At 67.7% G+C, this 25,931-nt stretch carries 17 protein-coding genes; 14 read left to right on the top strand and 3 right to left on the bottom strand.

The features are described 5' to 3' along the window. Positions 1 to 196: 196 nt before the first annotated feature. Together hrpA and J2X21_RS03305 are read right to left on the bottom strand one after the other, a co-directional pair. Positions 197 to 4,045 carry an ATP-dependent RNA helicase HrpA gene (gene hrpA, locus J2X21_RS03310; protein WP_310324818.1) on the bottom strand — a complete coding sequence of 1,283 codons (3,849 nt, stop codon included), beginning with the start codon at positions 4,043 to 4,045 and terminating at the stop codon, positions 197 to 199. Between the two features lie 25 nt (positions 4,046 to 4,070). After that, positions 4,071 to 4,463: a VOC family protein gene (locus J2X21_RS03305; RefSeq protein WP_310324816.1), complete on the bottom strand. Its 393-nt coding sequence runs from the start codon at positions 4,461 to 4,463 to the stop codon at positions 4,071 to 4,073. A gap of 86 nt (positions 4,464 to 4,549) precedes the next feature. Between J2X21_RS03305 and argA the strand changes: the two genes are divergently transcribed. The 14 genes from argA (at position 4,550) to J2X21_RS03235 (ending at position 24,798) form a co-directional block, all read left to right on the top strand. Next, on the top strand, positions 4,550 to 5,893 hold the full coding sequence (argA, locus tag J2X21_RS03300; protein ID WP_310324814.1) for an amino-acid N-acetyltransferase: 1,344 nt from the start codon (positions 4,550 to 4,552) through the stop codon (positions 5,891 to 5,893). A 78-nt stretch (positions 5,894 to 5,971) separates the two neighbouring features. Continuing rightward, the gene (locus J2X21_RS03295) at positions 5,972 to 6,250 is read left to right on the top strand and encodes an oxidative damage protection protein (protein ID WP_310324812.1); all 279 of its coding nucleotides are present in this window, start codon (positions 5,972 to 5,974) and stop codon (positions 6,248 to 6,250) included. Positions 6,251 to 6,519: 269 nt separating this feature from the next. After that, on the top strand, positions 6,520 to 6,816 hold the full coding sequence (locus tag J2X21_RS03290) for an H-NS histone family protein (protein ID WP_310324809.1): 297 nt from the start codon (positions 6,520 to 6,522) through the stop codon (positions 6,814 to 6,816). 196 nt (positions 6,817 to 7,012) lie between these two features. After that, positions 7,013 to 10,159, top strand: a complete 3,147-nt coding sequence (locus J2X21_RS03285; protein WP_310324806.1) for a putative bifunctional diguanylate cyclase/phosphodiesterase — start codon at positions 7,013 to 7,015, stop codon at positions 10,157 to 10,159. Positions 10,160 to 10,168: 9 nt separating this feature from the next. Beyond that, positions 10,169 to 12,064 (top strand): DNA primase, encoded by a 1,896-nt coding sequence (gene dnaG, locus J2X21_RS03280; protein ID WP_310324803.1) that lies wholly within the window; start codon positions 10,169 to 10,171, stop codon positions 12,062 to 12,064. A gap of 340 nt (positions 12,065 to 12,404) precedes the next feature. Then, positions 12,405 to 14,648 (top strand): RNA polymerase sigma factor RpoD, encoded by a 2,244-nt coding sequence (rpoD, locus tag J2X21_RS03275; protein ID WP_310324800.1) that lies wholly within the window; start codon positions 12,405 to 12,407, stop codon positions 14,646 to 14,648. 154 nt (positions 14,649 to 14,802) lie between these two features. Continuing rightward, entirely contained in the window at positions 14,803 to 15,771 is a 969-nt protein-coding gene (locus tag J2X21_RS03270) for an adenylate/guanylate cyclase domain-containing protein (protein ID WP_310324797.1), read from the top strand. Continuing rightward, positions 15,771 to 16,865 (top strand): ferrochelatase, encoded by a 1,095-nt coding sequence (gene hemH / locus J2X21_RS03265; RefSeq protein ID WP_310324794.1) that lies wholly within the window; start codon positions 15,771 to 15,773, stop codon positions 16,863 to 16,865. Before J2X21_RS03270 ends, hemH begins: the two co-directional genes overlap by 1 nt. After that, positions 16,862 to 17,296, top strand: a complete 435-nt coding sequence (locus tag J2X21_RS03260; protein WP_310324792.1) for an RNA-binding S4 domain-containing protein — start codon at positions 16,862 to 16,864, stop codon at positions 17,294 to 17,296. Before hemH ends, J2X21_RS03260 begins: the two co-directional genes overlap by 4 nt. 84 nt (positions 17,297 to 17,380) lie before the next feature. After that, a complete protein-coding gene (gene grpE / locus J2X21_RS03255; protein ID WP_310324789.1) occupies positions 17,381 to 17,896 on the top strand; it encodes a nucleotide exchange factor GrpE in 516 nt (171 codons plus the stop codon). Positions 17,897 to 17,977: 81 nt separating this feature from the next. After that, positions 17,978 to 19,933, top strand: a complete 1,956-nt coding sequence (gene dnaK, locus J2X21_RS03250) for a molecular chaperone DnaK (RefSeq protein WP_310324786.1) — start codon at positions 17,978 to 17,980, stop codon at positions 19,931 to 19,933. Positions 19,934 to 20,001: 68 nt separating this feature from the next. Then, positions 20,002 to 21,153, top strand: a complete 1,152-nt coding sequence (gene dnaJ / locus J2X21_RS03245; protein ID WP_310324782.1) for a molecular chaperone DnaJ — start codon at positions 20,002 to 20,004, stop codon at positions 21,151 to 21,153. A gap of 264 nt (positions 21,154 to 21,417) precedes the next feature. Then, positions 21,418 to 23,055 (top strand): response regulator, encoded by a 1,638-nt coding sequence (locus J2X21_RS03240; RefSeq protein WP_310324779.1) that lies wholly within the window; start codon positions 21,418 to 21,420, stop codon positions 23,053 to 23,055. 78 nt (positions 23,056 to 23,133) lie between these two features. Then, on the top strand, positions 23,134 to 24,798 hold the full coding sequence (locus J2X21_RS03235) for a phosphoethanolamine transferase (protein WP_310324776.1): 1,665 nt from the start codon (positions 23,134 to 23,136) through the stop codon (positions 24,796 to 24,798). On the opposite strand, the gene J2X21_RS03230 is transcribed toward J2X21_RS03235, so the two are convergent. Then, positions 24,795 to 25,919, bottom strand: coding sequence for a PA0069 family radical SAM protein (locus tag J2X21_RS03230; protein WP_310324773.1), 1,125 nt, complete (start codon positions 25,917 to 25,919; stop codon positions 24,795 to 24,797). The genes J2X21_RS03235 and J2X21_RS03230 overlap by 4 nt on opposite strands. Positions 25,920 to 25,931: the final 12 nt, after the last annotated feature.

Genomic DNA, 25,931 nt, shown 5'->3' with positions numbered 1-25,931 from the left:
ATCCAGCCACAAACCAAGCCTTGTGTGCATCAGCTCACGCTTCGCACATGGGGCCTGGGCAGCTTTTACGCCCCGGCGCAGCGGCGTTGTGTCAGCCGCAGCCGCGATCTGCTGCGGCCCCGCTCAGCGGGCTCCAAACTTTGTGGCTACGACGTCACTTGCCTGCGGCGAATGAGTGTGCACCGCAAAGCTTGGCTCAGCTTGTCAGCTGACTCCAAACTTTGTCCAGCCGCTTCACGCTGACCGGCTGGGGCGTGCGCAGCTCCTGCGCAAACAGGCTGACGCGCAACTCCTCAAGCTGCCAGCGGAAGTCGTCCAGCCGCGGGTCCTTCACGCCCTTCAGCTCGGCCAGGCGGCGCGTGTAGCGCTGCTCCAGCGGCTTGACCTCGCCCATCAGCTTGGCATCCCGGGCGGCATCTGCACGGAGCTTGTCCAACCGTGCCGTGATGGCCTTCAGGTAGCGCGGCAGGTGCTGCAGCTGCGCCCACGGCGTGTCGATGGCGAAGCGCTTGGGCACCAGCCGCTGCAACTGCGCAGTGATGTCGTCGCCCACGTCCTTGGCCGGGCGCGAGTCCTTCAGCTTGCGGGTGGCGTTGGCCAGCTCCTGCAGCACGGCGTGCACGGCGCGCGCCACTTCCTGCGCGATCAGGTTGAGGCGGCTGCGGCCTTCCTCGATGCGCTTCTTGAAGGCCGTGGCGTCGGTGGGCAGCGGGTCGCCCAGGAAGGCGCGGTCCAGCGCGACACCGATGATCTGGTCACGCAGCTCCTCGGCCGTGCCCAGGCCCATGAACAGCACCGACATGCGCTGCAGGTCGGGAATGTTCTTTTCGAGGAACTTCAAAGGCTCCTTCAGCTGCAGCGCGATCAGCCGGCGCAGACCGGCACGATGTTTCGCGGCGGCCACCTCGGGCTCGTCGAAGACTTCGATCTCGACGTGGTTGCCCTTGTCGATCAGCGCCGGGAAGCCGATCAGCATCTGGCCGCCCTTGCGCACTTCCAGCAGCTCGGGCAGCTCGCCGAAGGTCCAGTCCGTGTAGGCCTGGCTGGCGTCGCGCGCAGGCTCCGGCTTCTTCGCGACGACTTCGGCGCGGATGCCCTTCCCCGCCACCGGGGCCGGCGCGGGCTTGGGCGCTTCTTCCTGCGTCGGCAGCTTCAACGCCGCCAGCGCCTGGAAGGCCGAACGCGCCTGCCCCCCCAGCTCCGCCTTCAGCGCGGCGAGCTGGCGGCCCTGGCCCAACTGGCGACCATGCTCGTCCACGACGCGGAAGTTCATGAACAGGTGCGGCGCCAGTTGCTCCAGCTTGAAGTCGTTGCGCTGCACGGCGATCTGGCTGCGGTCCTTCACGGCGCGCAGCAGCGTGTCCACCAGGCCACCCTGGCAGAACGGCTGCAGCTCGATGAACTCGGCGACGAAGTCGGGCAGCGGCGTCAGCCGCGCGCGTGGCTTCTGGTGCAGGCTCTTCAGCAGCGCCGTGACCTTGGCGGCCAGCATGCCGGGCACCAGCCATTCGGCACGTTCCTCGCTGACCTGGTTCAGCGCAAAGATGGGCACGGTCACCGTCAGCCCGTCACGCGGGTCGCCGGGCTGGTGCAGATAGGTCGCCGCGCAGTCCACGCCGCCCAGGCGGATGACCTTCGGAAACGCCTCGCTGGTGACGCCCGATGCCTCGTGACGCATCAGCTCGTCCTGGCTCAGCTGCAGCAGCTTGTCGTTGCCCTTGCTGGCCTCGCGCCACCACTTCAGCAGCGTCGCGCCGCTGAACACGTGGGGCGGCAGCTTGTCGTCGTAGAAGGCGTAAATCAGCTCGTCGTCCACCAGCACGTCCTGGCGGCGCGACTTGTGCTCCAGCGCCTCCACCTTGCTGATCTGCCGGCGGTTGTGGCCGATGAACGGCAGCTGGCGGACGAGGTCCTCCGGCAGCTCGTCGTTGACCAGCCCCTCGCGGATGAAGATCTCGCGCGCGGCCTTGGCGTCCACGCGGCCGAAGTTCACGCGCTTGTTGCTGTAGAGCACGATGCCGTACAGCGTCGCCCGCTCCAGCGCGACGACTTCCGCCGCCTTCTTCTCCCAGTGCGGCTCCAGCAGCTGCGTCTTGATCAAATGGCCAGCGATGGGCGGCAGCCACTGCGGCTCGATGTTGGCCAGGCCCCGGCCGTACAGCCGCGAGGTGTCCACCAGCTCGGCCGCGACGATCCAGCGGCCCGGCTTCTTGCTGAGGTGCGCGCCCGGATGGCGGTAGAACTTGATGCCGCGCGCGCCGAGGTACCAGTCCTCGTCGTCGCTCTTCTGGCCGATGTTGCCCAGCAGGCCGGCGAGCATGGACAGGTGGATCTGCTCGTAGGTCGCGTCACTCTGGTTCAGCCGCCAGCCGTGCTCGGTGACGACCGTCTGCAGCTGCGAATGCACGTCGCGCCATTCCCGCACGCGGCGCGGGCTGACGAAGTTCTCGCGCAGCAGCTGCTCCTGCTTGCGGTGCGACAGCTTGTGCTGGCCTTCGCCGCCTTTGGACTCGCCCAGCCATTTCCACAGCTTCAGGTAGCCCATGAACTCCGACTTCTCGTCGTCGAACTTCTTGTGCTTTTCGTCGGCGGCCTGGGCGGCTTCCTGCGGACGGTCGCGCACGTCCTGGCCCGACAGCGCCGACGCGATGACCAGCACCTCCGTCAGCGCGTCGCGCGTGCGGGCCTCCAGGATCATGCGGCCCACGCGCGGGTCCAGCGGCAGGCGCGACAGCTCCTTGCCCAGCGGCGTCAGCTCGTTGGCGTCATCGGTCGCGCCCAGTTCGTTGAGCAGCTGGTAGCCGTCGGCAATCGCCTTGGGCCGCGGCGCCTCCAGGAAGGGGAAGCGCTCCACGTCGCCCAGGTGCAGCGACTTCATGCGCAGGATGACGCCGGCCAGGCTGGACCGCAGGATTTCCGGGTCAGTGAACTTCGGCCGCTCGTTGAATTCCTTCTCGGAGTACAGCCGCACGCAGATGCCGTTGGACACCCGGCCACAGCGCCCGGCGCGCTGGTTGGCCGCGGCCTGGCTGATGTTCTCGATCAGCAGCTGCTCGACCTTGTTGCGGTAGCTGTAGCGCTTCACGCGCGCCAGGCCCGGGTCGATGACGTAGCGGATGCCCGGCACCGTCAGCGACGTCTCGGCCACGTTGGTGGCAAGCACGATGCGCCGCGCGCCGTGCGGCTCGAACACCTTGTTCTGCTCCGCCTCGGACAGGCGCGAGAACAGCGGCAGGATGTCCACGCCCGGCGGGTGGTGCTTGCGCAGCGCCTCGGCCGCCTCGCGGATCTCGCGCTCGCCGGGCAGGAAGACGAGCACATCGCCGCCGCCCTCGCGCCACAGCTCGTCCACGGCGTCGCAGATCGCGTTGTTGAGGTCGTACTCGCGGCTTTCCTCGAACGGGCGGTAGCGCTGCTCGACCGGGAACAGACGCCCCGACACCATCAGCACCGGCGCCGGACCCTTGGCCGATTCAAAGTGCTTGGCGAAGCGGTCCGCGTCGATGGTGGCCGACGTGACGATGATCTTCAGGTCCGGCCGACGCGGCAGCAGCTCGCGCAGATAGCCCAGCAGGAAGTCGATGTTGAGGCTGCGCTCGTGGGCCTCGTCGATGATCAGCGTGTCGTAGGCCTTCAGCAGCGGGTCGCTCTGAGTTTCGGCCAGCAGGATGCCGTCCGTCATCAGCTTGACCGACGCCCCCTTGGACAGCCGGTCCTGGAAGCGCACCTTGTAGCCCACCACCTCGCCCAGCGGCGTCTTCAGCTCCTCGGCGATGCGCTTGGCCACGCTGCTGGCGGCGATGCGGCGCGGCTGCGTGTGGCCGATCAGGCCGCCGCCGTTCAGCCGCCCACGGCCCATCGCGAGCGCGATCTTGGGCAGCTGCGTCGTCTTGCCCGAGCCGGTCTCGCCGCAGACGATGACGACCTGGTGCGCGGCCAGCGCCTGCATGATTTCGTCGCGGCGCGACGAGACCGGCAGGCTTTCAGGGAAGGAAATGGAAAGAGCCGGTTGAGGCAACCGGCTCTCTGTACGTTCGGAACTCATTGGGGCGGGATTGTCCCGCAAGCGCCTATTCGGTTCTGGGGAAGTAGCTGATGACCTGGATCACGGCCCCTTGCGGGTCCTGCAGCACGGCCATGCGGCCAATGCTCGGAATGTCGAACGGCCCGGCGCAGACGACCGCGCCCAAGCCCTTGGCCTTGTCGACGGTGGCGTCGCAGTTCTCGACAGTCACATAGGCGCCCCACGTCGCCGGCCCGGGCTGCTGCTGGCTCATGACGCCGCCCACCGCCACCTCGCCGACCTTGACGACGTGGTAATCGCCCTGACCCAAGTTCATCGTGTCGAAGCTCCAGCCGAACAGCGTGCCGTAGAACTCACACGACTTCTTGGGGTCGGGGCTGGACAGTTCGTTCCAGCTGAAGGCGCCGGGGGTCATGTAGACGTCTTGGTATTCCTTCATCGCGGTCTCCGGTTGAGGAGCAGGGATCGTCGGCAGCGCATCCGGCAACGTCAAGTGACTCTCGTCAGGCCGCACAATTCCGACCCATGACCGGTCTTGTCTTCCCTCACACCTTCGTGCCGTGGTTCCGCTCCGTGGCGCCCTACATCCACGCCTACCGCGGCGAGACCTTTGTCGTGGGCATGCCGGGTGAGCTGATTGCGGCCGGCAAGCTGAACGCCTTCGTGCAGGACCTGGCCATCCTGCACGCGATGGGCATCAAGATCGTGCTGGTGCACGGTTTCCGGCCCCAGGTCAATGAACAGCTGGCCGCCAAGGGCCAGACGCCGCGCTTCAGCCACGGCATGCGCGTCACCGACGCCATCGCGCTGGACTGCGCCCAGGAAGCCGCCGGTCAGCTGCGCTTCGAGATCGAGGCCGCGTTCAGCCAGGGCCTGCCCAACACGCCCATGGCCAATGCCACCGTGCGCGTGGTGTCCGGCAATTTCCTGACCGCCCGGCCGGTCGGCATCGTCGACGGCGTGGACTTCCAGCATTCCGGCCTGGTGCGCAAGGTCGACGGCGCCGCCATCCAGCGCGCCATCGACATCGGTGCCATCGTGCTCCTGTCGCCGTTCGGGTTCTCGCCCACCGGCGAAGCCTTCAACCTGTCGATGGAGGACGTCGCCACATCCACCGCCATCGCGCTGCAAGCCGACAAGCTGCTGTTCGTCTGCGAGGTGCCGGGCGTGCCCGAGGACCCCAAGGACCCCGACAGCGCCATCGACACCGAACTGGCGCTGGCCGATGCCGAGCGCATGGTCGCGCAGGCCGGCCCGGCGCCGGAACCCACCGACGTGGCCTTCTACCTGCGCCGCTGCGCCGAGGCCTGCCGCGCCGGCGTGGAGCGCTCGCACATCATCCCGTTTGCCGTGGATGGCGCGTTGCTGCAGGAGGTCTACACCCACGACGGCATCGGCACCATGGTCGTCGACGAGAAGCTGGAAAGCCTGCGCGAGGCCAGCTCCGACGATGTGGCCGGCATCATCAAGCTCATCGAACCCTTCGAGACCGACGGCACGCTGGTCAAGCGCAGCCGCACGGAGATCGAGCGCGATGCCGAGCTGTACACGGTCATCGAACACGATGGCGTCATCTTCGGCTGCGCGGCGCTCTACCCCTATGTGGAGGCCCGCACCGCCGAGATGGCCGCGCTGACGGTCTCCGCCGAGGTGCAGGGCCAGGGCGACGGCGACCGGCTGCTGAAGCGCATCGAGCAGCGCGCCAAGGCCATGGGGCTGGACAGCATCTTCGTGCTGACCACCCGCACCATGCACTGGTTCATCAAGCGCGGTTTCAGCCAGGTCGACCCCGAATGGCTGCCCGAGGAACGCAAGCGCAAATACAACTGGGACCGCCGTTCGCAGGTGCTGGTCAAAAGGTTCAACTAAGCCCCCATCAGGCTTGCACAAAGGCCGGCAAGCTAAAGTGCCGGCCGTTTTCCCTTTCTCGTGTTTCAGGAGTCCGCCATGCCCCGCACCGTCCAATGTGCCTATCTGAAGAAGGAAGCCGAAGGGCTGGACTTCCCGCCCTATCCCGTTCACACCGAACTCGGCAAGAAGGTTTGGGAAAGCGTCAGCAAGGAGGCCTGGGCGGCCTGGATGAAGCACCAGACCATGCTGGTCAATGAAAACCGCCTGAACCTCGCCGACCTGCGCGCCCGCCAATACCTGATGCGCCAGGCAGACCAATTCTTCTTCGGTGGCGGCGCCGAGCAGGTGGCCGGCTACGTGCCGCCCAGCAATTAAATAGGGCCAGCGCGCAATTCACCACGAATACCCTGCGCGCCCATGGCAACGGCGGCGCGGCAACCTGCGCCGCTGGACCCGGATCCTTCGGCAATTCCAATTGCCGGCAAACCGAATGGAAACCCGTAGCGGCCGGCCAACGAAAACTCTTGCATTACTCCAGGCGCCAGGATTTAATTCGCACCACGGAGATACTCTTGGCCAACCGGCCTCGCAGCGACTCCGAGGCCGCCAGGTCTCCCCGCTCATATCGCAAGAGGAATAGCAGCATGTCCAATCTGAAGGAACTCCTGGCCCAGCGAGCCGCGCTGGATGAACAGATCAATCAAACCAAGGAGCGGGAGCGCAGCGAGGCCATTTCCAAGGTCAAGACCTTGATGAGCGAATATGGCCTTTCGGTGGCCGACCTCAGCGTGCGCGCCCCCAAACCAGTCAAGGTGTCCAAGGTAGCAGCCAAGTATCGCAACCAGGCCACCGGCGAAACCTGGAGCGGCCGCGGCCTGCAACCCAAATGGTTGAAGGCCGCCATCAGCGGCGGCGCCAAGCTGACCGATTTCGCCGTCTGATACCTTGCACCGGCTGGCGAGGCTTCGCCGCACAGCCCCGCGAATCAGGGCCATCCGAGGGATGGCCCTTTTCTTTTGTGGCATCTCCATGCCTAAACTCGGGCGCATGTCATTCGTCACGCCCAGCAGCCACCCTTCCGCGACCAGCGGGTGGGCTCACGCGCGCCTGACAAAGAATGCCGGGCGCGGTTGAGCCATGGACTTGCTTTCGGGGGCCGGCGACGGCCCGGATGCCCGCGCCGCCGCCCACGGCCTGACCACCCACACCCCGCCCCCCTCCACGCTACCCGGCGGCCCGCCCCGCATCCATGACCGACGCGGCTGGCGGCGCCTGCGTCGGGTCGGCCTGGCCGGCCTGGCCGGGCTGGCCGGCGGTCTGGTGATTGCCTGGGTCCTTGCCGGCCCTGCCCTGCCCATCTGGCTGCGTCTGCCTCAACCCGCCCAGGCGCTGCCGGCCGCCCAATTGCTGCTGCCGCTGCTGATCAGCGGCCTGGGCCTGGCCGCGCTGTGGCGCCTCAGCGCCTGGGTGCTGCCCTTGACGATGGCCGGGCTACTGCTGGGCTGCGGCCTGCCGTTGCTGCCGCAATGGGCCGGCCGGCCGGCGGCGCTGCTGGCCGCCATGCCGCTGCTCAGCGTGCTGGCGCTCCCGGTGCTGGCCTTGCTGTTGCGCCGCGGGCTGCTGCGGCGGCTGGGGCTGAGCGGCCAGTTGGCACGCCGCCGCGAGATCGTCAGCTTCGGGCTGCTGGCCGGAGTCGCCGCGCCGCTGTTGACCGCGCTGCCGGCGGCGGTGCTGCTGCAGAGCCTGGGGCTGGGCTGGCGCGGCGCGCTGCCGTTGGCCGTCGCGTGGGCGCTGGGCCTGGTGAGTGTGGGTACGGCCTTGCAGGCCAGTTCCCAGCGGCCCAGGCGCAGCAGTCGCTGGACAGCGCCCGGCCTGGCCACCGCGGCCGTTCTTGCGCAGCTGGCACTGATCTGGCCCGCCGCCAGCGGTTTGCTGCTGCTGCCACACCTGCTGCTGTGCCTGCACGCGCTGCAGGCCTCTCCGCGTGACAACGCCCGGCTGGGCGTGGGCCTGCTCGTGCTGTGGGCCCTGATGGCCGCAGGCACGCCGCTGGACTTCGGCTGCGGCGCGCTGCTGGCCATGCTGCCGCTGGCCATCATCGGCGTCAGCCGTCACCACCTGCGCGAACGCGACGCCTGGCGGGCCGCGCTGGACGCGCAGGGATTGGCACTGGCCGAATGGCGTTTGCCTGAGGGCCGGCGCCAGGCCTCCGCACGCTGGCTGTCGCTGACGACGCCGCTGGAGCCGACGGCGGCCGCAGGCAGCGGCCCGCTGGACTGGGTGCGCATCGCGCACCCGCGCGATCGCGAAGCAGCGCGCGCCGCGTTGCGAGACCTGCTGGGCAGCAGGGCGCGCGACCAGCTGAGCCTGTCGCTGCGACTCGCCGCCGACGGCGGCGACTGGCGCTGGCATGAACTGCAGGCTCATGTGCCGCAGCGCGACCGGCGCGGCCACGCGCGCAACCTGATCCTGACGCTGGCGGATGTCAGCTGGCGCCACACGGCCGAGGAGCGCGAGCGCATGTCGGCGACGCTGTTCCAGCAGTCCGGCGAGGGCCTGGCCGTCATTGACGCCCACTGGCGCATCCTGGAGGTGAACCCGGCCTACTGCGAGATCATGCACGCGTCGCGCGAGACGCTGGTGGGCCGCATCGCCGCACCGCTGGCCAGCGCCAACCTGAAGCGCAGCGGCCTGGAGGCTGGCGAACTGCAGACCCATCTGAACGGTGGCGAGCCGTGGAACGGGCGCCTGCAGGTGGAGCTGGACGACGGCGGCCGGCATGTGTTCCAGGTGCGGCTCAGCGCTGTACCCGAGCCCGACGGCATCGCACCGCGCTGGCGTTTGCTGAGCCTGACCGACCTGGGCGAGAGCCTGCGCCAGCAGGAGATGCTGCGCCGCAGCCAGCGCTACGACATGGCCACCGGCCTGCCCAACCGCGACGAGTTCATGCGCCTGCTGCCCCAGGCCATGTCCGCCGCCAACCGCGACGATTTCAAGCTCGTGGTCGCCGTCATCGACCTGGACGACTTCGCCCGCGTGAACGCCGAGCACGGCCAGCTGGTGGCCGACGCCATCATCCGCCAGCTCAGCGAACGCCTGCAGGCCACGCTGCGCGGCGCGCGCGGTGCGTGGCCCGACACGTCCGACCACCTGGCCCGCCTGCATGGCGACGAGTTCGCCGTGCTGCTGCGCGTGCAGACCCCCGAGGAGGCCCAGCGCGCCATCGACCGCCTGCTGGCCGTGCTGTCCACACCGGTGGCCATCCGCGAAAGCCGTATCGGCGACGGCCTGGCGCTGGAGATCGGCGCCAGCGTGGGCGCCACGCTCTACCCCAAGGACGACGCCGCGCCCGAGACGCTGCTGCGCCATGCGGGCCACGCGCTGTTCCGCGCCAAACGCTCCGGGCGCGGCTCCGTGCACTTCCACGATCCGACCGTGGACCAGCGCGACGAGGTGGGCCTCATCGCCGTGGCGCGGCTGCAGCGCGCGCTGGACAGCGATGAACTGCTGCTGCACTACCAGCCGCAGGTGGACCTGCGCAACGGCCAGGTCATGGGCGTGGAAGCGCTGCTGCGCTGGCAGCACCCCGAACGCGGCCTGCTGACGCCGGCGCTGTTCCTGCCCGCCAGCGAGAACTCCGGCCTGGCCGTGCAGATCGGCGACTGGGTCATCGAGCAGGCGCTCACCCAGGCCGCGCTGTGGCAGCGCAGCGGCCTCAACGAAGGGCGCGGGCTGCAGGTCAGCGTCAACGTCGCCGCGCGCCAGCTGAACCAGCCCGACTTCCCGCAGCGGCTGCAGGAGCTGATCCAGCGCCAGCCGCCCGAGCTGGCCCATTTGCTGCACCTGGACGTGCTGGAGGCCGACGCGCTGGCCGAGACCGCCGCCACTCAGGCGCTGATCCAGCGCTGCCTGAGCCTGGGCGTGGGCATCGCGCTGGACGATTTCGGCGCCGGCTATTCGCGCCTCACTTCACTGAAGCAACTGCCGGTCGACACGCTCAAGATGGACCGCAGCTATGTGCAAGGCATGCTGGGCGACGCGCAGGACCTGTCGCTGGTCGAGGGCGTCATCGGCCTGGCGCGCAACATCGGCTGCTCCGTGCTGGCCAAGGGCGTGGAAAGCCGGGCCCACGCACGCGAGCTGCTGCGGCTGGGCTGCCGACTGGGTCAGGGCAACGGCATCGCCGCGGCCATGCCGCCGGCCGCCATACCGGGCTGGATGCAGGCCTTCGGCCGCAGCGGCTGGACCGCGCAGTTGCGGCTGCCCACCCACGCGCGTCCGTAAACTTGCGGGGTGATCCCCCAAGGCTTCATCCATGATCTGCTGACCCGCGTCGACATCGTCGAGGTGGTGGGCCGCCATGTCGATCTGAAGAAGGCCGGCATCAACCACAAGGGCCTGTGCCCCTTCCACGGCGAGAAATCGCCCAGCTTCATCGTCAGCCCCAGCCGCCAGACCTACCACTGCTTTGGCTGCGGCGTGCACGGCAACGCCATCGGCTTCCTGATGGAGCACACGGCAGCGACCTTCGTCGAGGCCGTGGAAGACCTGGCCCAGCAGGTCGGCATGGTGGTGCCGCAGGACGAACGCAGCCCGGAACAGCGCGAGAAGGCCAAGGCCGAGAAGGCCAGGCAGCAGAGCCTGACCGACGTGCTGGCCCGCGCGGCAGGCTTCTACAAGGATCAACTGCGCAAGTCGCCCCGTGCGGTGGCCTATCTGAAGGGCCGCGGCCTGACCGGCCAGATCGCCGCCCGCTTCGGCCTGGGATACGCCCCCGAGGGCTGGCGCTCGCTGGCCAGCGGCTTTCCGTCCTACGACGACCCGCAGCTGGTCGAATCCGGCCTCGTCATCACGCCCGACGCCGAGCCGGGGCAGGACGCGAAGCGCTACGACCGCTTCCGCGATCGCGTGATGTTCCCCATCCGCAATGTGCAGGGTGAGGTCATCGGCTTCGGTGGCCGCGTGCTGGACAAGGGCGAACCCAAGTACCTGAACTCGCCCGAGACGCCGGTGTTCCACAAGGGGCGGGAGCTGTACGGGCTCTTCGAGGGCCGGCAGGCGATGCGCCAGCGCGGCTATGCGCTGGTTGTCGAAGGCTATATGGACGTCGTGGCGCTGGCCCAGTACGGCATCGGCAACGCCGTCGCCACGCTGGGCACGGCCTGCACGGCCGACCATGTGCACAAGCTGTTTCGTCATACCGAAACCGTGGTCTTCAGCTTCGACGGTGACGCCGCCGGCCGCCGCGCCGCCGTGCGCGCACTGGAAGCCGCCCTGCCTCACGCCACCGAGACGCGCACCGTCAAGTTCCTGTTCCTGCCCACCGAGCACGACCCCGACTCTTACGTGCGCGACCTGGGCGCCGATGCGTTCGAGCGCTGTGTCGAAGGCGCGGTGCCGCTGTCCCGCCAGCTCACCACCGTGGCCGCCGACGGCTGCGACCTGGGCACCCCCGAGGGCCGCGCCCGCATGCTCAACCAGGCCCGGCCGTTGTGGAGCCTGCTGCCGGAGGGCCTGCTGCGCCGGCAGCTGCTGGGCGAAATCGCCCGCCAGGGCCAGATGCCCGAAGCCGAGCTCCAGTCGCTGTGGCTGGGTGCACCGCCGCCGGCCGCTGAATCAGCGGGCACACCGGCCGAAGCGCCCGCTGAGAAGCCACGCTGGCAGCCCAAGGGCGAATGGAAGCCCAAAGGGGAGTGGAAGGGCAAAGGTGACTGGAAACGCAAGGGTCGCGACGACGAGCAACGCCCCGCCGGCCCACGCGCCACACCCTCGACTCCCACCGACAACGCCGTGCGCCTGCTGCTGCAACACAGCGAACTGTGGGAAACACTGGCCGACGAGGACCGTGCGCTGCTGCACGACCTCCCCGGCGTGCATGGTGAGCTGATTCAGTGGCTGGAACGCTATCTGGTGAACCACGGGGCGGCTCCTTGGGCGGCTGTCGAAACCGCGTTGCAGGCCGACGGGCTGGCAGGCGCCGCCTCTAAGCTTTCTCGACCCGCCCAGGAGCTGGGCGTCGAAGAACAGAGCCCAGCAAGCGACCTCAGCATCGCCGTGAATGCGATGCGCTTGTCGCGGCTGGGGGCCCAGGCCGCGCCCGCGGGCGGCAGCGTCACCGACGAAGACCGTCGGCAGGCGCTGGAGTTGATGGCCCAACTGCGCGCCCGACATGGCGTCTCCTCACGCTGAATGGCCTCAGTTTTTGACCTTTGGATGAATCTGGCAGATAATTCAACGTTTTCCGCGCGCGTCAACAAGAGTGACGGCAGAGAAATGCCGGACCCGGCCACCCAGCGACACTGGGCAACTCGTTCAAGAGTTTTGATGGCCAAACTACCCGCCAGCTCTGCATACCAAACGATCACGCCAGCTTGTTCGCGCCACGCCACGGTCCCTGACCCGCACGACGGGTGATACCGGGTGATGAAAGCCACCGCCCCCAGCCCCGCCTGTCTGACGACGAGCCCGGGCCGGCCGCGGTGGCTGCTGCATTTCTGAATTGACCGCGCAAACCCCTCGAAGGACCTGCATGACCGCCAAGAAGACCGCGACCAAGGCCAGCCCCGCCCCCGCCGAAGAAACGAAGAAGAAGACGGCCTTGAAGGCTGCTGCCGAAGCGCCCGCCAAGACTGCCAAGGCGGCGGCCAAGCCTGCAGCGAAGGTTGCCGCGGCGGACGAGGACAAGCCCAAGCGCGGTCGCAAGCCCAAGGCGGAAACGACGTCCAAGAAGGCCGGCAAGAAGGACGCCGAGGACGACGAGGACTTCTCCGACATCGACGCCGACGTCGAGGGCGAAGCCGAGGAAACGGTTGCGGAAGAGACGACGGAAGTCACCGAGGAAACCGCCAAGGCCAAGCCGCTGCGCATGAAGGTCAGCCGCGCCAAGGAGCGCGCGCTGATGCGCGAGTTCGGCCTGGAAGAGACCGCCCTGACCGAAGAGGAAGCCCTGAAGCGCCGCACGGAGCTGAAGACCCTCATCAAGATGGGCAAGACGCGTGGTTTCCTGACGCACCAGGAAATCAACGACCACCTGCCCGAGAAGCTGGTCAGCGAGGAAATCCTCGAGGCCATCATCTCCATGCTCAACGACATGGGCATCGCGGTGTACGAGCAGGCGCCCGACGCCGCCACGCTGCTGATCCAGGGCAACACCACCGCCACGTCGACCGAGGAAGAAGCCGAAGAAGCCGCGGAAGCCGCGCTGTCGACGGTGGACTCCGAGTTCGGCCGCACGACCGACCCGGTGCGCATGTACATGCGCGAGATGGGCACGGTAGAACTGCTGACCCGTGAAGGCGAAATCGAAATCGCCAAGCGCATCGAAGGCGGCCTGCAGGCCATGATGCTGGCGATCTCGGCGTCGCCGACGACCATCGCCCACATCCTCGAGTACGCGACCAGGATCCGCGCCGGCGAGATGCAGATCTCCGACGTCGTCGACGGCTTCGTGGCCGAAGACGAGGCCGACGACTACGTGGCCGAGGAAGACTTCGACGAGTTCGACGAGGAAGACGACGACGACGGCAACGGCGGCTCCAAGGCACTGACCAAGAAGCTGGAAGAGCTGAAGAACGCCGCGCTGGTGAAGCTGGACTCCATGTCTGCCGCCTTCGACAAGATGCGCAAGGCCTTCGAGAAGGAAGGCTACAAGTCGGTCTCGTACAACAAGGCCCAGCAGGCCATCAGCAGCGAGCTGATGACCATCCGCTTCACGGTCAAGACGATTGAAAAGCTGTGCGACATCCTGCGCTCGCAGGTGGACGACGTGCGCCGCTACGAGCGCGAACTGCGCAAGATCGTCGTGGACAAGTGCGGCATGCCGCAGGACCACTTCATCAAGACCTTCCCGCCCAACGCACTGAACCTGAAGTGGGCCGAGAAGGAAGTGGCCGCCGGCAAGAACTACAGCGTCATCCTGAGCCGCAACCTGCCGCCGGTGCAGGAACTGCAGCAGAAGCTCATCGACATCCAGGCCAAGGCCGTGGTGCCGCTGGACGACCTGAAGGACATCAACAAGAAGATGAACGAGGGCGAGAAGGCCTCTCGTGACGCGAAGAAGGAAATGATCGAGGCCAACCTGCGCCTCGTGATCTCCATCGCCAAGAAGTACACCAACCGCGGCCTGCAGTTCCTGGACCTGATCCAGGAAGGCAACATCGGCCTGATGAAGGCGGTGGACAAGTTCGAATACCGCCGCGGCTACAAGTTCTCGACGTATGCGACGTGGTGGATCCGTCAGGCCATCACGCGCTCCATCGCCGACCAGGCCCGCACCATCCGCATCCCGGTTCACATGATCGAGACGATCAACAAGATGAACCGCATCTCGCGCCAGCACCTGCAGGAGTTCGGCTACGAGCCGGACGCCCCGACGCTGGCCGAGAAGATGGAGATCCCGGAAGACAAGATCCGCAAGATCATGAAGATCGCCAAGGAGCCGATCTCCATGGAAACGCCGATCGGCGACGACGACGACAGCCACCTGGGCGATTTCATCGAGGACACCAACAACACGGCGCCCATCGAAGCCGCCATGCAGGCCGGCCTGCGCGACGTGGTGAAGGACATCCTCGACTCGCTTACGCCGCGCGAAGCCAAGGTGCTGCGCATGCGCTTCGGCATCGAGATGCAGAGCGACCACACGCTGGAAGAAGTCGGCAAGCAGTTCGACGTCACGCGTGAGCGCATCCGCCAGATCGAAGCCAAGGCGATCCGCAAGCTCAAGCACCCGAGCCGCTCGGACAAGTTGCGCACGTATCTGGACAACCTGTAAAGGTTGGCTGGAGACGTGGTTCGCGCCAGCGAACTGCCGCGCAGCGGCAACGCAACTTGTGCCCTGACTCGCGCAGCGAGGCTGGGCACAAGCTGCGCGCGACTCCCGAAGGCCGGTTCGTCCGGCCTTTCTTTTTGCGTCCTACACTGAACCCATGACCGCGATCCGAGAGCGCACCGTCCTGTTTGCCGACCTGCGCGGCAGCACCGGGCTGTACGAGTCCCTGGGCAATGCCGAGGCGAGCGGCATGGTCACGCAGACCGTTGGCCAGATCAGCGAGGCCGTGCTGGAAAGCGGCGGCCACCTGATCAAGACGCTGGGTGACGGCCTGATGGCCGCGTTCGAGACGCCGCGCGATGGCGTGCGCGCCGCCCAGCGCATGCAGGAGATGCTGGAGCGCACGGTGCAGCGCGCTCGCCGCCAGAACAACCCGGCCATGCTGGCCCTGCGGCTGCAGGTGGCGCTGGCGCGCGGCGAAGTGGTGGAGTTGAACGGCGACTGCTTCGGCGATGCCGTGAACGTGGCCGCCCGCCTCATCGACCACGCCGGCGACGGCGAGATCCTCATCACGGCCGAAGTGCTGGCCGGCCTGCACCACGCGTCCAAGGGGCGCTTCCGCAGCCTGGACCGCATCTCGGTGCGCGGCCGCATCGAGTCCGTGCACGTCTATCGCCTCGATGCCGCGCCGCTGCTCAGCGCCGACGACACCGCGACGCAGTTCGGCGAGCCCATGCGCTCGGTCGAGCCCGATGGCATGCGGCTGATCTGGCAGGACCTGGACCGCGTCTTCGACATCGGCGCGATGCCCATCGTGCTGGGTCGCAGCGTGCAGGCCACCTACTGCATCACGGATGCCCGCGTGTCGCGCTCGCACGCCCGCATCGACTGGCAGGGCAGCAGCTTCGAGCTGACCGACCTGTCCTACAACGGCACCTACGTGCGCTTCGGCGAGTCCGGCGAGCTGCTGAGCCTGAAGCGCGGCAGTTGCACGCTGCACGGCAGCGGCGTCATCGGGCTGGGCGGCCTGCCGACCGATGAGCAATCGCCCATCGTGCGCTTCGAGGTGCTGCACTTTGCCGACACGGAGCCGCAAGCCTTCGGCGGCCCCCGTTCTCGCCGCTGATGACCTTCGCTCCCGAACCGCCGCAGCGGCACGGCGCTACCGCCGGCCCAGATACCGCCGTGCTGCTGTGCAACCTCGGCACGCCTGATGCACCGACTGCACCGGCGCTGCGCCGCTACCTGGCCCAGTTCCTGGCCGACCCGCGCGTCGTCGAGATCCCCAAGCTGGTCTGGGCACTGATCCTGCACGGCATCATCCTGCGCGTGCGCCCGGCCAAGTCGGCGGCGAAGTACCAGACCGTCTGGACGCCCGAAGGCTCGCCGCTGAAGGTCTGGACGGCCAAGCAGGCCAAGCTGCTGCAAGGCCACCTGGGCGAGCGCGGACTGCGCGTGCGGGTGGCCTACGCGATGCGCTACGGCGAGCCCGCCATCGCGGCCACGCTGGACGCGCTCAAGCTCGAAGGCGTGCGCCGCGTGCTGGTGCTGCCCGCCTACCCGCAGTACTCGGGCGCGACGACGGCCAGCGTCATCGATGACGTGGCGCGCTGGGCGCTGAAGACGCGGCATCTGCCCGAGCTGCGCTTCGTGAACCGCTACCACGACGACGCCGGCTACATCGCCGCGCTCGCGCAGACCGTGCGCGAGCACTGGCAGCGCGAAGGCCGTGGCGACAAACTGGTCATGAGCTTCCACGGCATGCCCGAGCGCACGCTGCACCTGGGCGACCCCTACCACTGCGAATGCCTGAAGACCGGGCGCCTGCTGGCCGAGGCGCTGGGGCTGAAGGACGGCGAGTGGCTGGTCACCTTCCAGAGCCGCTTTGGCAAGGCCAAATGGCTGGAGCCCTACACCGAGCCCAGCCTCGTCAAGCTGGCCAAGGGCGGCCTGAAATCGGTCGACGTCATCTGCCCTGGCTTCGCGGTGGACTGCCTGGAGACGCTGGAAGAGATCAACCAGGAGGCCCGCGAGGCCTTCCTGCACGCGGGCGGCCAGCGCTTCGGCTACATCCCCTGCCTGAACGACCATCCGAACGGCATGCGCGCGCTGGCGAAGCTGGCCGAGCGCCACCTGCAGGGCTGGCCTACCGAGGCGCCCCACCCCGACACGCTGGCGCTGCAACGGCAGCGGGCCCTGGCCGCCGGAGCGAAGGAATGAGCGACGCGCCCACCAGCATGCGGCTGGACAAATGGCTGTGGGCCGCGCGCTTCTACAAGACGCGGGCGCTGGCGGTCGACGAGATCAACCTGGGCCGGGTGCGCGTGGGCGGTCAGCCGGTCAAGCCGGCGCGCGACGTGAAGATCGGCGACGTGCTGAGCATCCGTATCGGCGCCATTGCCCGCGAGGTGGAGGTCAAGGGACTTTCCAACCAACGTGGCCCAGCGCCGCAGGCGCAGCTGCTCTACGCCGAAACCGCCGCCAGCATCACCGCCCGCGAGGCCGCCGCCGAGGCGCGCCGGCTGGCGCCGGAACCGGCCGCCACCATAGAACAGGGTCGCCCGACCAAACAGGACCGCCGCCGCCTGGCCGAGTGGGACCGCTGGTCGGTCTCGCTGGACGATCGCGATCCTGGCGACGACCCGGGTTGACCCCGAGTAATTCAATTTGAATCTCCCCTCTTGAAAGCGGGAATTGGCGCCCCATGTCTTCGCCGTTCCCGAACCTTGACTGCCATGACGACCGACAACCAACTGCCCGAAGACGCAGCCGCCGAGCCCAGCGCGGCCGACCTGAACCCCGAGATCAAGATCGCCGACCTCGAGCGCCGCCTGGCCGAGATGAGCGACGCCTATCTGCGCGCCAAGGCCGAGGTCGAGAACACCCGCCGCCGCGCCGATGACGACATCGCCAAGGCACGCAAGTTCGCCGTGGAAGGCTTTGCCGAGGCCATGCTGCCGGTGATGGACAGCCTGGAAGGCGCCATCGCCACGCCGGGTGCCGCCGTTGAGGTGGTGCTGGAAGGCGTGCACGCCACGCGCCGCCAACTGGCCAGCGCGCTGGAGCGCAACAAGGTCGTCGAGATCAACCCGGCCGCCGGCACGAAGTTCGACCCGCACCAGCACCAGGCCATCTCCATGGTGCCCGCCGAGCAGGAGGCCAACACCGTCGTGGCCGTGCTGCAAAAAGGCTTCCTGATTGCCGATCGCGTGCTGCGCCCGGCGCTCGTGACGGTGGCCGCGCCCAAGTAATTCACAACCGGCTGCTCTTGAAGGCGGCCGAGTTATCCACAGATTCGAAGCATCCAAGCATTTCACCAGGAGCGATAAAAAATGGGAAAGATCATCGGTATTGACCTCGGCACGACGAACTCTTGCGTCGCCGTCATGGAGGGCAACACGACCCGCGTGATCGAGAACGCCGAGGGCGCGCGCACGACGCCGTCCATCATTGCGTACCAGGAAGACGGCGAGATCCTCGTCGGTGCCTCGGCCAAGCGCCAGGCCGTCACCAACCCCAAGAACACGCTCTACGCCGTCAAGCGCCTGATCGGCCGCAAGTTCGCCGAGAAGGAAGTGCAGAAGGACATCGACCTGATGCCCTACACCATCGCCGCCGCCGACAACGGCGACGCCTGGGTGGAAGTGCGCGGCAAGAAGTTCGCGCCTCCGCAGGTCAGCGCCGAAGTGCTGCGCAAGATGAAGAAGACCGCCGAGGACTACCTCGGCGAGGAAGTGACCGAGGCCGTCATCACGGTGCCGGCCTACTTCAACGACGCCCAGCGCCAGGCCACCAAGGACGCCGGCCGCATCGCCGGCCTGGACGTCAAGCGCATCATCAACGAACCCACTGCCGCGGCGCTGGCCTTCGGCCTGGACAAGCACGGCAAGGGCGACCGCAAGATCGCCGTCTATGACCTGGGCGGCGGCACGTTCGACGTGTCCATCATCGAGATCGCCGACGTGGACGGCGAGATGCAGTTCGAAGTGCTGTCGACCAACGGCGACACCTTCCTGGGCGGCGAGGACTTCGACCAGCGCATCATCGACTACATCATTGCCGAGTTCAAAAAGGACCAGGGCGTCGACCTGACCAAGGACGTGCTGGCCCTGCAGCGCCTGAAGGAAGCCGCCGAGAAGGCCAAGATCGAGCTGTCCAACAGCGCGCAGACCGACGTCAACCTGCCCTACATCACGGCCGACGCGACCGGCCCCAAGCACTTGAACGTCAAGCTGACCCGCGCCAAGCTGGAGTCGCTGGTGGACGAGCTCATCGAGCGCACCATCGCCCCCTGCCGCACGGCCATCAAGGACGCCGGCGTGTCGGTCAGCGAGATCGACGACGTGATCCTGGTCGGCGGCATGACCCGCATGCCCAAGGTGCAGGAAAAGGTCAAGGAGTTCTTCGGCAAGGACCCGCGCCGTGACGTGAACCCCGACGAGGCCGTGGCCGTCGGCGCCGCCATCCAGGGCCAGGTCCTGGGCGGCGAGCGCAAGGACGTGCTGCTGCTGGACGTCACCCCGCTGAGCCTGGGCATCGAGACCCTGGGCGGCGTGATGACGAAGATGATCAAGAAGAACACGACCATCCCGACGAAGTTCAGCCAGACCTTCTCGACCGCTGAAGACAACCAGCCGGCCGTGACCATCAAGGTCTACCAGGGCGAGCGCGAGCTGGCCCAGGCCAACAAGTCGCTGGGCGAGTTCAACCTCGAAGGCATCCCGCCGGCGCCGCGCGGCGTGCCGCAGATCGAGGTGTCGTTCGACATCGACGCCAACGGCATCCTGCACGTCGGCGCCAAGGACAAGGGCACCGGCAAGGAAAACAAGATCACCATCAAGGCGAACTCGGGCCTCTCCGAAGCCGAGATCGAGAAGATGGTGAAGGACGCCGAGGCCAATGCGGCCGAGGACAAGAAGAAGGTCGAGCTGGTGCAGGCCCGCAACCAGGCCGACGGCATGGTGCACAGCGTGCAGAAGTCGCTGGCCGAGCACGGCGACAAGCTGGATGCCGGCGAGAAGGAGAAGATCGAGGCCGCCGTGAAGGAACTGGAAGAAGCCATCAAGGGCGACGACCAGGCCGCCATCGAGGCCAAGACCGAGGCGCTGATGACCGCCAGCCAGAAGCTGGGCGAGAAGATCTACGCCGACCAGCAGGGTGCACAGGCCGCGGCCGCTGCCGCGGCCGGTGCGGAGCAGCCCGAGGCTGCGCCGCAAGGCGAAGCCAAGCGTCCGGCCGACGACAACGTCGTGGATGCCGAGTTCAAGGAAGTCAAGGACACCAAGTAATCCTTCGATGACTTCACGGCCCGGGAGCGCTCCAGAGCGCCCTCGGGCTTTTCCATTGAAAGAGAAGCATGGCTTCCAAGCGCGATTACTACGAAGTCCTCGGCGTCGCCAAGAACGCGTCCGATGACGACATCAAGAAGGCCTACCGCAAGCTGGCCATGAAGCACCACCCCGACCGCAACCAGGGCGACGGGGCAAAGGCGGCCGAGGAGAGTTTCAAGGAGGCCAAGGAGGCCTACGAGATGCTGTCCGACTCGCAGAAGCGCGCCGCCTACGACCAGTACGGCCATGCGGGCGTGGACCCCAACATGGGTGGCGGCCGCGGCGGCCCGGGCGCGGAAGGCTTTGGCGGCTTTGCCGAGGCGTTCGGCGACATCTTTGGCGACATCTTCGGCGGCCAGGGCGGGCAGCGCCGCGGCGGCGGCGGCCAGCAGGTCTACCGCGGCAGCGACCTCAGCTACGCGATGGAGATCACGCTGGAAGAAGCTGCACGCGGCAAGGAGACGCAGATCCGCATTCCCAGCTGGGAAGGCTGCGAGACCTGCGGCGGCTCGGGCGCCAAGCCCGGCACCAGCGCCAAGAGCTGCGGCTCCTGCGGCGGCTCCGGCACGGTGCACATGCGCCAGGGCTTCTTCAGCATCCAGCAGACCTGCCCGCACTGCCACGGCAGCGGCAAGATCATTCCCGACCCCTGCACCAGCTGCAACGGCCAGGGCAAGGTCAAGAAGCAGAAGACGCTGGAGGTCAAGATCCCGGCCGGCATCAACGAGGGCATGCGCATCCGCTCCGCGGGCAATGGCGAGCCTGGCGTGAACGGCGGCCCGGCGGGCGATCTCTACATCGAGATCCGCATCAAGCAGCACGACATCTTCGAGCGCGACGGCGACGACCTGCATTGCACGATGCCCGTCTCGCTGATCACGGCGGCGCTGGGCGGCGGCATCGAGGTGCCCACGCTGGGCGGCAAGGCCGAGATCGAGCTGCCCGAGGGCACGCAGCACGGCAAGACCTTCCGCCTGCGCGGCAAGGGCATCAAGGGCGTGCGCTCCAGCTACCCGGGCGACCTGTACTGCCACATCGCCGTCGAAACGCCCGTCAAGCTGACCGAGCATCAGAAGAAGCTGCTCAAGGAGCTCGACGAGTCGCTGAAGAAGGGCGGCGAGAAGCACTCGCCCAACGCCAAGAGCTGGACCGACCGCGTGAAGGACTTGTTCAAGTAAGCCGCACGCCGGCTCATCTCAAGACCGAGGCCGCAGCCCGTTTCGACGGGCCTGCGGCCTTTTTCATGCGCCAACCTGCGCGCCGCGCGAAGCAAGCCTGCGCCTTATGTCACGTGCGGCACCGAAAGCGCGCGTAAACCAGCTGTCACTTTACGAAGCGGAAACCATAAAGTCCGCCCGCAATCGGCACGGAACCTCATAAGTGATCACGCCTACCCGCCCCCCGCTCACAGTCCACGGCCTTGCGCCGGGGAAGGAGGCGGCATGTTCCTGATGGACCAGCACATCCAGGAAGCGACGGCGCTGATCATCGACAGCAATGCCAACTCGCGCAGCCTGATGTCGTCGCAGTTGCGCGACCTGGGTGTGGGTACGGTCAAGCAGACGCCGCGTGTGAAGGATGCGCGCGTCATGCTGGAGTACCAGAGCTTCGACATCGTGCTGTGCGACTACCACTTCGACAGCGGCGATACCTCGGGCCAGGACCTGCTGGACGAATTGCGCCGCGAGGGTCTGCTGCCCTACTCCACCGTCTTCGTCATGGTGACCAGCGAGGCCACCTACGCCAAGGTCGCCGAGGCGGCGGAAGCCGCGCTGGACGCCTACCTGATCAAGCCCTACACCAGCGCCAACCTGGCCGAGCGGCTGGCCAGCGCGCGGCATCGCAAGCGCGTGCTGAAGGGCATCTTCGAGGCCATCGAGTGCGAGGACTTCGATACCGCCGCCAACCTGTGCCTGGCGCGCTTCGAGGCCAAGGACAAGTACTGGCTGTACGCCGCGCGCATCGGCGCCGAGCTGCTGCTGCGGCTCAAGCGCTTCGACGACGCCAAGAAGCTGTACGAGGCCATCATCGCGGCCAAGACCGTGCCCTGGGCGCGGCTGGGCGTGGCGCGCACCGAGGTCGCCAGCGGCAACCTGCAGGCGGCTCGGCGCACGCTGGAGAACCTGATCGGCGACCTGCCCGACTACGCCGACTCGCACGACCTGATGGGCCATGTGCAGATGGAGCAAGGCGACCTGCACGAGGCCATGAAGACCTATCAGACCGCGGCGACGCTGACACCCGGCTGCCTGCTGCGGCTGCAGCGCTGCGGCTCGCTGGGCTTCTACGCCGGCCAGCGCCAGGAAGCCACGCGCATGCTGGAGCGCGCGATGTCGCAAGGCCTGCGTTCCAAGCTGTTCGACATGCTGAGCCTCGTGCTGCTGGGCCTGATGCGCTTCGACGCCAAGGACTACAAGGGCTTCAAGTACGCCCACGACTCGCTGGCCGCCGCGCTGGAGCGCGCGCCCGGCTCGATACGGCTGCAGCGCTTCGACATGGTCTTCCGCGGCCTGTCCTTCCTGCTGGAGCGGCGCGTGGGCCAGGCGCTGCTCATCGCGCGCGAGTTCACGGGCCATGCAGACGCCGGCAACTTCGACCTCGAAGCCGCATCACTGCTGACGGCGCTGTGGATACGCCTGTCCAGCCAGGAGGTGGAGCTGGAGGAAATGATGCCGGTGCTGAAGCAGCTGGGCACGCGCCACTGCACCGCCAAGGCCAGCACCGAGATCCTGGTGGCGATGACCGAGAGTCACCAGGCCTCGGCCGAGCAGTTCCGCGACTGCCACCAGAAGATCTTCAACGTCGCCGAGACGGCCATGCGCCACTCGCTGCGCGGCGATGCACGCATCGGCGTGGAGCTGCTGATCCAACAAGGCATGGTCACGCGCAACGCCAAGCTCATCGACATGGCCGGGCTGGTGCTGAAACGCCATGCCGAGAAGATCGTCGACGCTCCCGCGCTGGCCGAGCAGATCGATGGCCTGCATGACAAGTACGTGAAGCCCATGGGCAGCGGCTCGGGCAAGCCGCGCGCCAGTGGCGGCGTCGCGCTGCGCACGGCCGCGCCACAGGCAGCCTGACAGCTTCCAGACACCCGACTCAGTCTGGCCTAAGCGGCCGCCAGAGAGAATCCGCGCCGCCTCTGATCCGCTGCCCCCATGTTCCCGCTCAAGTGCCTGCTGGCCTGGTTCCGGCCCGATACCACCCGCCCGTTGTCGCAAGTCTGGCTGGCCGCGCTGTGGATGGGGCTGCTGGCCAACTGGCCGCTGTGGCGGCAGTTGCATGCGATGCCGGACATCACGCCCGTCTTCATCATCGCGCTGGCCGGCATGGTGGTGTGCGCCACCGGCGCGGTGCTGAGCCTGCTGGCCTGGCCGCGGCTGGTCACCGTCGCGCTCGTGCTGCTGCTGCTGGGTTCAGGCGCGCTGGCCTATTTCATCGGCAGCTACGGCATCGTGTTCGACCCCACCATGGTCACGAACCTGGTGCAGACCGACGTGCACGAAACGCGCGACCTGCTGAACTGGCGGCTGCTGCTGAGCGTCGCGCTGCTGGGCGCCCTGCCCGCGCTGTGGCTGCTGCGCCGCCCGCGCGCGCCGGCGCAGGCGGCGGCGAAGCGGCTGGGCGGCAACCTGGCCGGCTTCGCGCTGGGCATCGCCGGCATGGTGTTGCTGGCGCTGTTGCAGTTCTCTACGCTGTCGTCCACGACGCGCACGCACAAGCAGCTGCGCTACATGGTGACGCCGCTGAACGCCGTCTACTCGCTGAGCGCCGCCGCCGTGCGCAGCCAGCGCGTGCCGGCCGGCCCGCCCGCCGTCATCGGCGCCGACGCCCGCCTGCTGCCGCGCGCCGAAGGCACCAAGCCGCCGCTGCTGCTGCTGGTCGTCGGCGAGACCGCGCGGGCCATGAACTTCAGCCTCAACGGCTACCCACGTCCCACCAATCCCGAGCTGCAGAAGCTGCAGGTGCTGAGCCTGCGCGACGTCACGTCCTGCGGCACGGCCACGGCCGCGTCGCTGCCATGCATGTTCTCGCCGCTGGGCCGCACGGAATTCCTGAAACTGGAAGCCGCGCAGGAGAACCTGCTGGACGTGCTGCAACGCGCCGGCCTGGCTGTGCTGTGGCTGGACAACCAGAGCGGCTGCAAGGGCTTGTGCGACCGCGTGCCGCACGCCTTCACCAAGGACTTGCCGGACGGCGCGTTGCCGCTGCCACCGGGCTTGTGCACCGGCCGGGAGTGCTTCGACGAGGCACTGCTGCACGGCCTGGATCAGCGCATCGCGGCGCTGGATCCGGAGCGTCTGAAGCGCGGCTTGGTGCTGGTCATGCACCCGATGGGCAGCCACGGCCCGGCCTACTACAAACGCTCGCCGCCCGACCTCAAGCCCTTCCAGCCCGAGTGCAAGACCAATGCGCTGCAGCACTGCCAGCGCGAACAGGTCATCAACAGCTACGACAACACCATCGCCACGACCGACCGCCTGCTGGCCCGCAGCATCGCCTGGCTGCAGGCGCAGCAGGCACATTTCGACACCGGCATGCTTTATGTGTCCGACCACGGCGAGTCGCTGGGCGAGAAGGGCCTGTACCTGCACGGCATGCCCTATGCGATGGCGCCGCGCGAGCAGACGCATGTGCCCATGATTCTGTGGATGCCCGAGGGCGGCACGCTGGCCGCGTCGCTGAAGCCCGGGTGTCTGACCGGCCTGCGCGACAAGCCAGCTTCGCATGACCACCTGTTCCACACCACGATGGGCTGGGTGGGCGCGCGGGCCGATGCCTACAGGCCGCAGTGGGACCTGTTGGCGGCTTGCCGGCGCTAGAACAGGTCGCCCTGCGCCGATGGCTTGCGCGGCGGCTGGAACACCGCCAGCTGCACCGGCCGCCGTTCGTTGCGCAGCCCCAGCTTCCTGACCACGCGGCGCAGACGCGACTGCAGCAGCTCCGCCCAGATGCCCTCGCCGGTGAAGCGCGTGCCGAAGCGCGCATCGTTGTCCTTGCCGCCACGCATGTCGCGGATGCGGGCCATCACGCGCTCGGCGCGGTCGGGAAAGTGGCGCTGCAGCCAGTCCTGGAACAGCGGATTCACCTCCCAAGGCAACCGCACCGGGATGCTGAAGGCGCTGCTGGCACCAGCGGCCGCCGCGGCTTCGAGGATGCGCTCCAGCTCCGGCTCGTTGATGAATGGAATGATGGGCGACGCGCTGACACCCACCGGCACGCCGGCATCCGCCAGCGCCTTGATCGTGCGCAGCCGCCGCGCCGGGGCCGCCGCGCGGGGTTCAAGAATGCGGGCCAGGTCGTTGTCCAGCGTCGTGATCGACAGATAGACCGACACCAGCCCCTGCGCCGCCATCGGCGCGATCAGGTCCAGGTCGCGCTCGATGCCGCTGCTCTTGGTGACCACCGAGAACGGATGGCCGCACTCGGCCAGCACCTCCACGATGCGCCGCGTGATGCCCAGCTTGCGCTCGATGGGCTGGTAGGCATCGGTGGCCGTACCCAGCACCAGCGAGCGCGGCTCGTAGCGCGCGCCGGCCAGCGTCTCGCGCAGGCGTTCGGCCGCGTTGACCTTGGCGACGATGCGGGTCTCGAAGTCCAGCCCCGGCGACAGGTTCAGATAGCTGTGCGTAGGCCGCGCAAAGCAGTAGATGCAGCCGTGCTCACAGCCTCGGTACGGATTGATGGAGTAGTCGAACGTGATGTCCGGCGACTGGTTGCTGGTGACGATCTTCTTGGCCATCTCCTCGATGACCTCGGTGGCCGGCGGCAGGTGCTCCTCGTCGGCCTGCTGGTCCAGCGAACCCCAGCCGTCGTCGTACTGCTCGCGATCGCGCTGCTCGAAGCGGTGCGGCATCGCCGTGGCCGTGCCGCGCCCCTTGATCGAGGCGAGCGGCACGAGCGCCGGCTGCGCGGCGGCAATGCGGGTGGGCTTGGGTGGCATACTGTAAATATA

The organism is Roseateles asaccharophilus, assembly GCF_031458115.1.
Classification (GTDB): Bacteria; Pseudomonadota; Gammaproteobacteria; order Burkholderiales; family Burkholderiaceae_C; genus Pelomonas; species Pelomonas asaccharophilus_A.
Note: the sequence above shows the minus strand (reverse complement) of the source record. Positions and strands in the feature narration are given on the sequence as shown.

Bases quoted from the DNA above. Each gene is read 5' to 3' on its own strand.
- J2X21_RS03285 (WP_310324806.1), top strand. From the start codon at position 7,013: ATGGACTTGCTTTCGGGGGCCGGCGACGGCCCGGATGCCCGCGCCGCC.
- hemH (WP_310324794.1), top strand. From the start codon at position 15,771: ATGACCTTCGCTCCCGAACCGCCGCAGCGGCACGGCGCTACCGCCGGC.
- rpoD (WP_310324800.1), top strand. From the start codon at position 12,405: ATGACCGCCAAGAAGACCGCGACCAAGGCCAGCCCCGCCCCCGCCGAA.
- hrpA (WP_310324818.1), bottom strand. From the start codon at position 4,045: ATGAGTTCCGAACGTACAGAGAGCCGGTTGCCTCAACCGGCTCTTTCC.
- J2X21_RS03260 (WP_310324792.1), top strand. From the start codon at position 16,862: ATGAGCGACGCGCCCACCAGCATGCGGCTGGACAAATGGCTGTGGGCC.
- J2X21_RS03305 (WP_310324816.1), bottom strand. From the start codon at position 4,463: ATGAAGGAATACCAAGACGTCTACATGACCCCCGGCGCCTTCAGCTGG.
- J2X21_RS03295 (WP_310324812.1), top strand. From the start codon at position 5,972: ATGCCCCGCACCGTCCAATGTGCCTATCTGAAGAAGGAAGCCGAAGGG.
- dnaJ (WP_310324782.1), top strand. From the start codon at position 20,002: ATGGCTTCCAAGCGCGATTACTACGAAGTCCTCGGCGTCGCCAAGAAC.
- J2X21_RS03270 (WP_310324797.1), top strand. From the start codon at position 14,803: ATGACCGCGATCCGAGAGCGCACCGTCCTGTTTGCCGACCTGCGCGGC.
- J2X21_RS03230 (WP_310324773.1), bottom strand. From the start codon at position 25,919: ATGCCACCCAAGCCCACCCGCATTGCCGCCGCGCAGCCGGCGCTCGTG.
- J2X21_RS03240 (WP_310324779.1), top strand. From the start codon at position 21,418: ATGTTCCTGATGGACCAGCACATCCAGGAAGCGACGGCGCTGATCATC.
- dnaK (WP_310324786.1), top strand. From the start codon at position 17,978: ATGGGAAAGATCATCGGTATTGACCTCGGCACGACGAACTCTTGCGTC.
- J2X21_RS03235 (WP_310324776.1), top strand. From the start codon at position 23,134: ATGTTCCCGCTCAAGTGCCTGCTGGCCTGGTTCCGGCCCGATACCACC.
- J2X21_RS03290 (WP_310324809.1), top strand. From the start codon at position 6,520: ATGTCCAATCTGAAGGAACTCCTGGCCCAGCGAGCCGCGCTGGATGAA.
- argA (WP_310324814.1), top strand. From the start codon at position 4,550: ATGACCGGTCTTGTCTTCCCTCACACCTTCGTGCCGTGGTTCCGCTCC.
- grpE (WP_310324789.1), top strand. From the start codon at position 17,381: ATGACGACCGACAACCAACTGCCCGAAGACGCAGCCGCCGAGCCCAGC.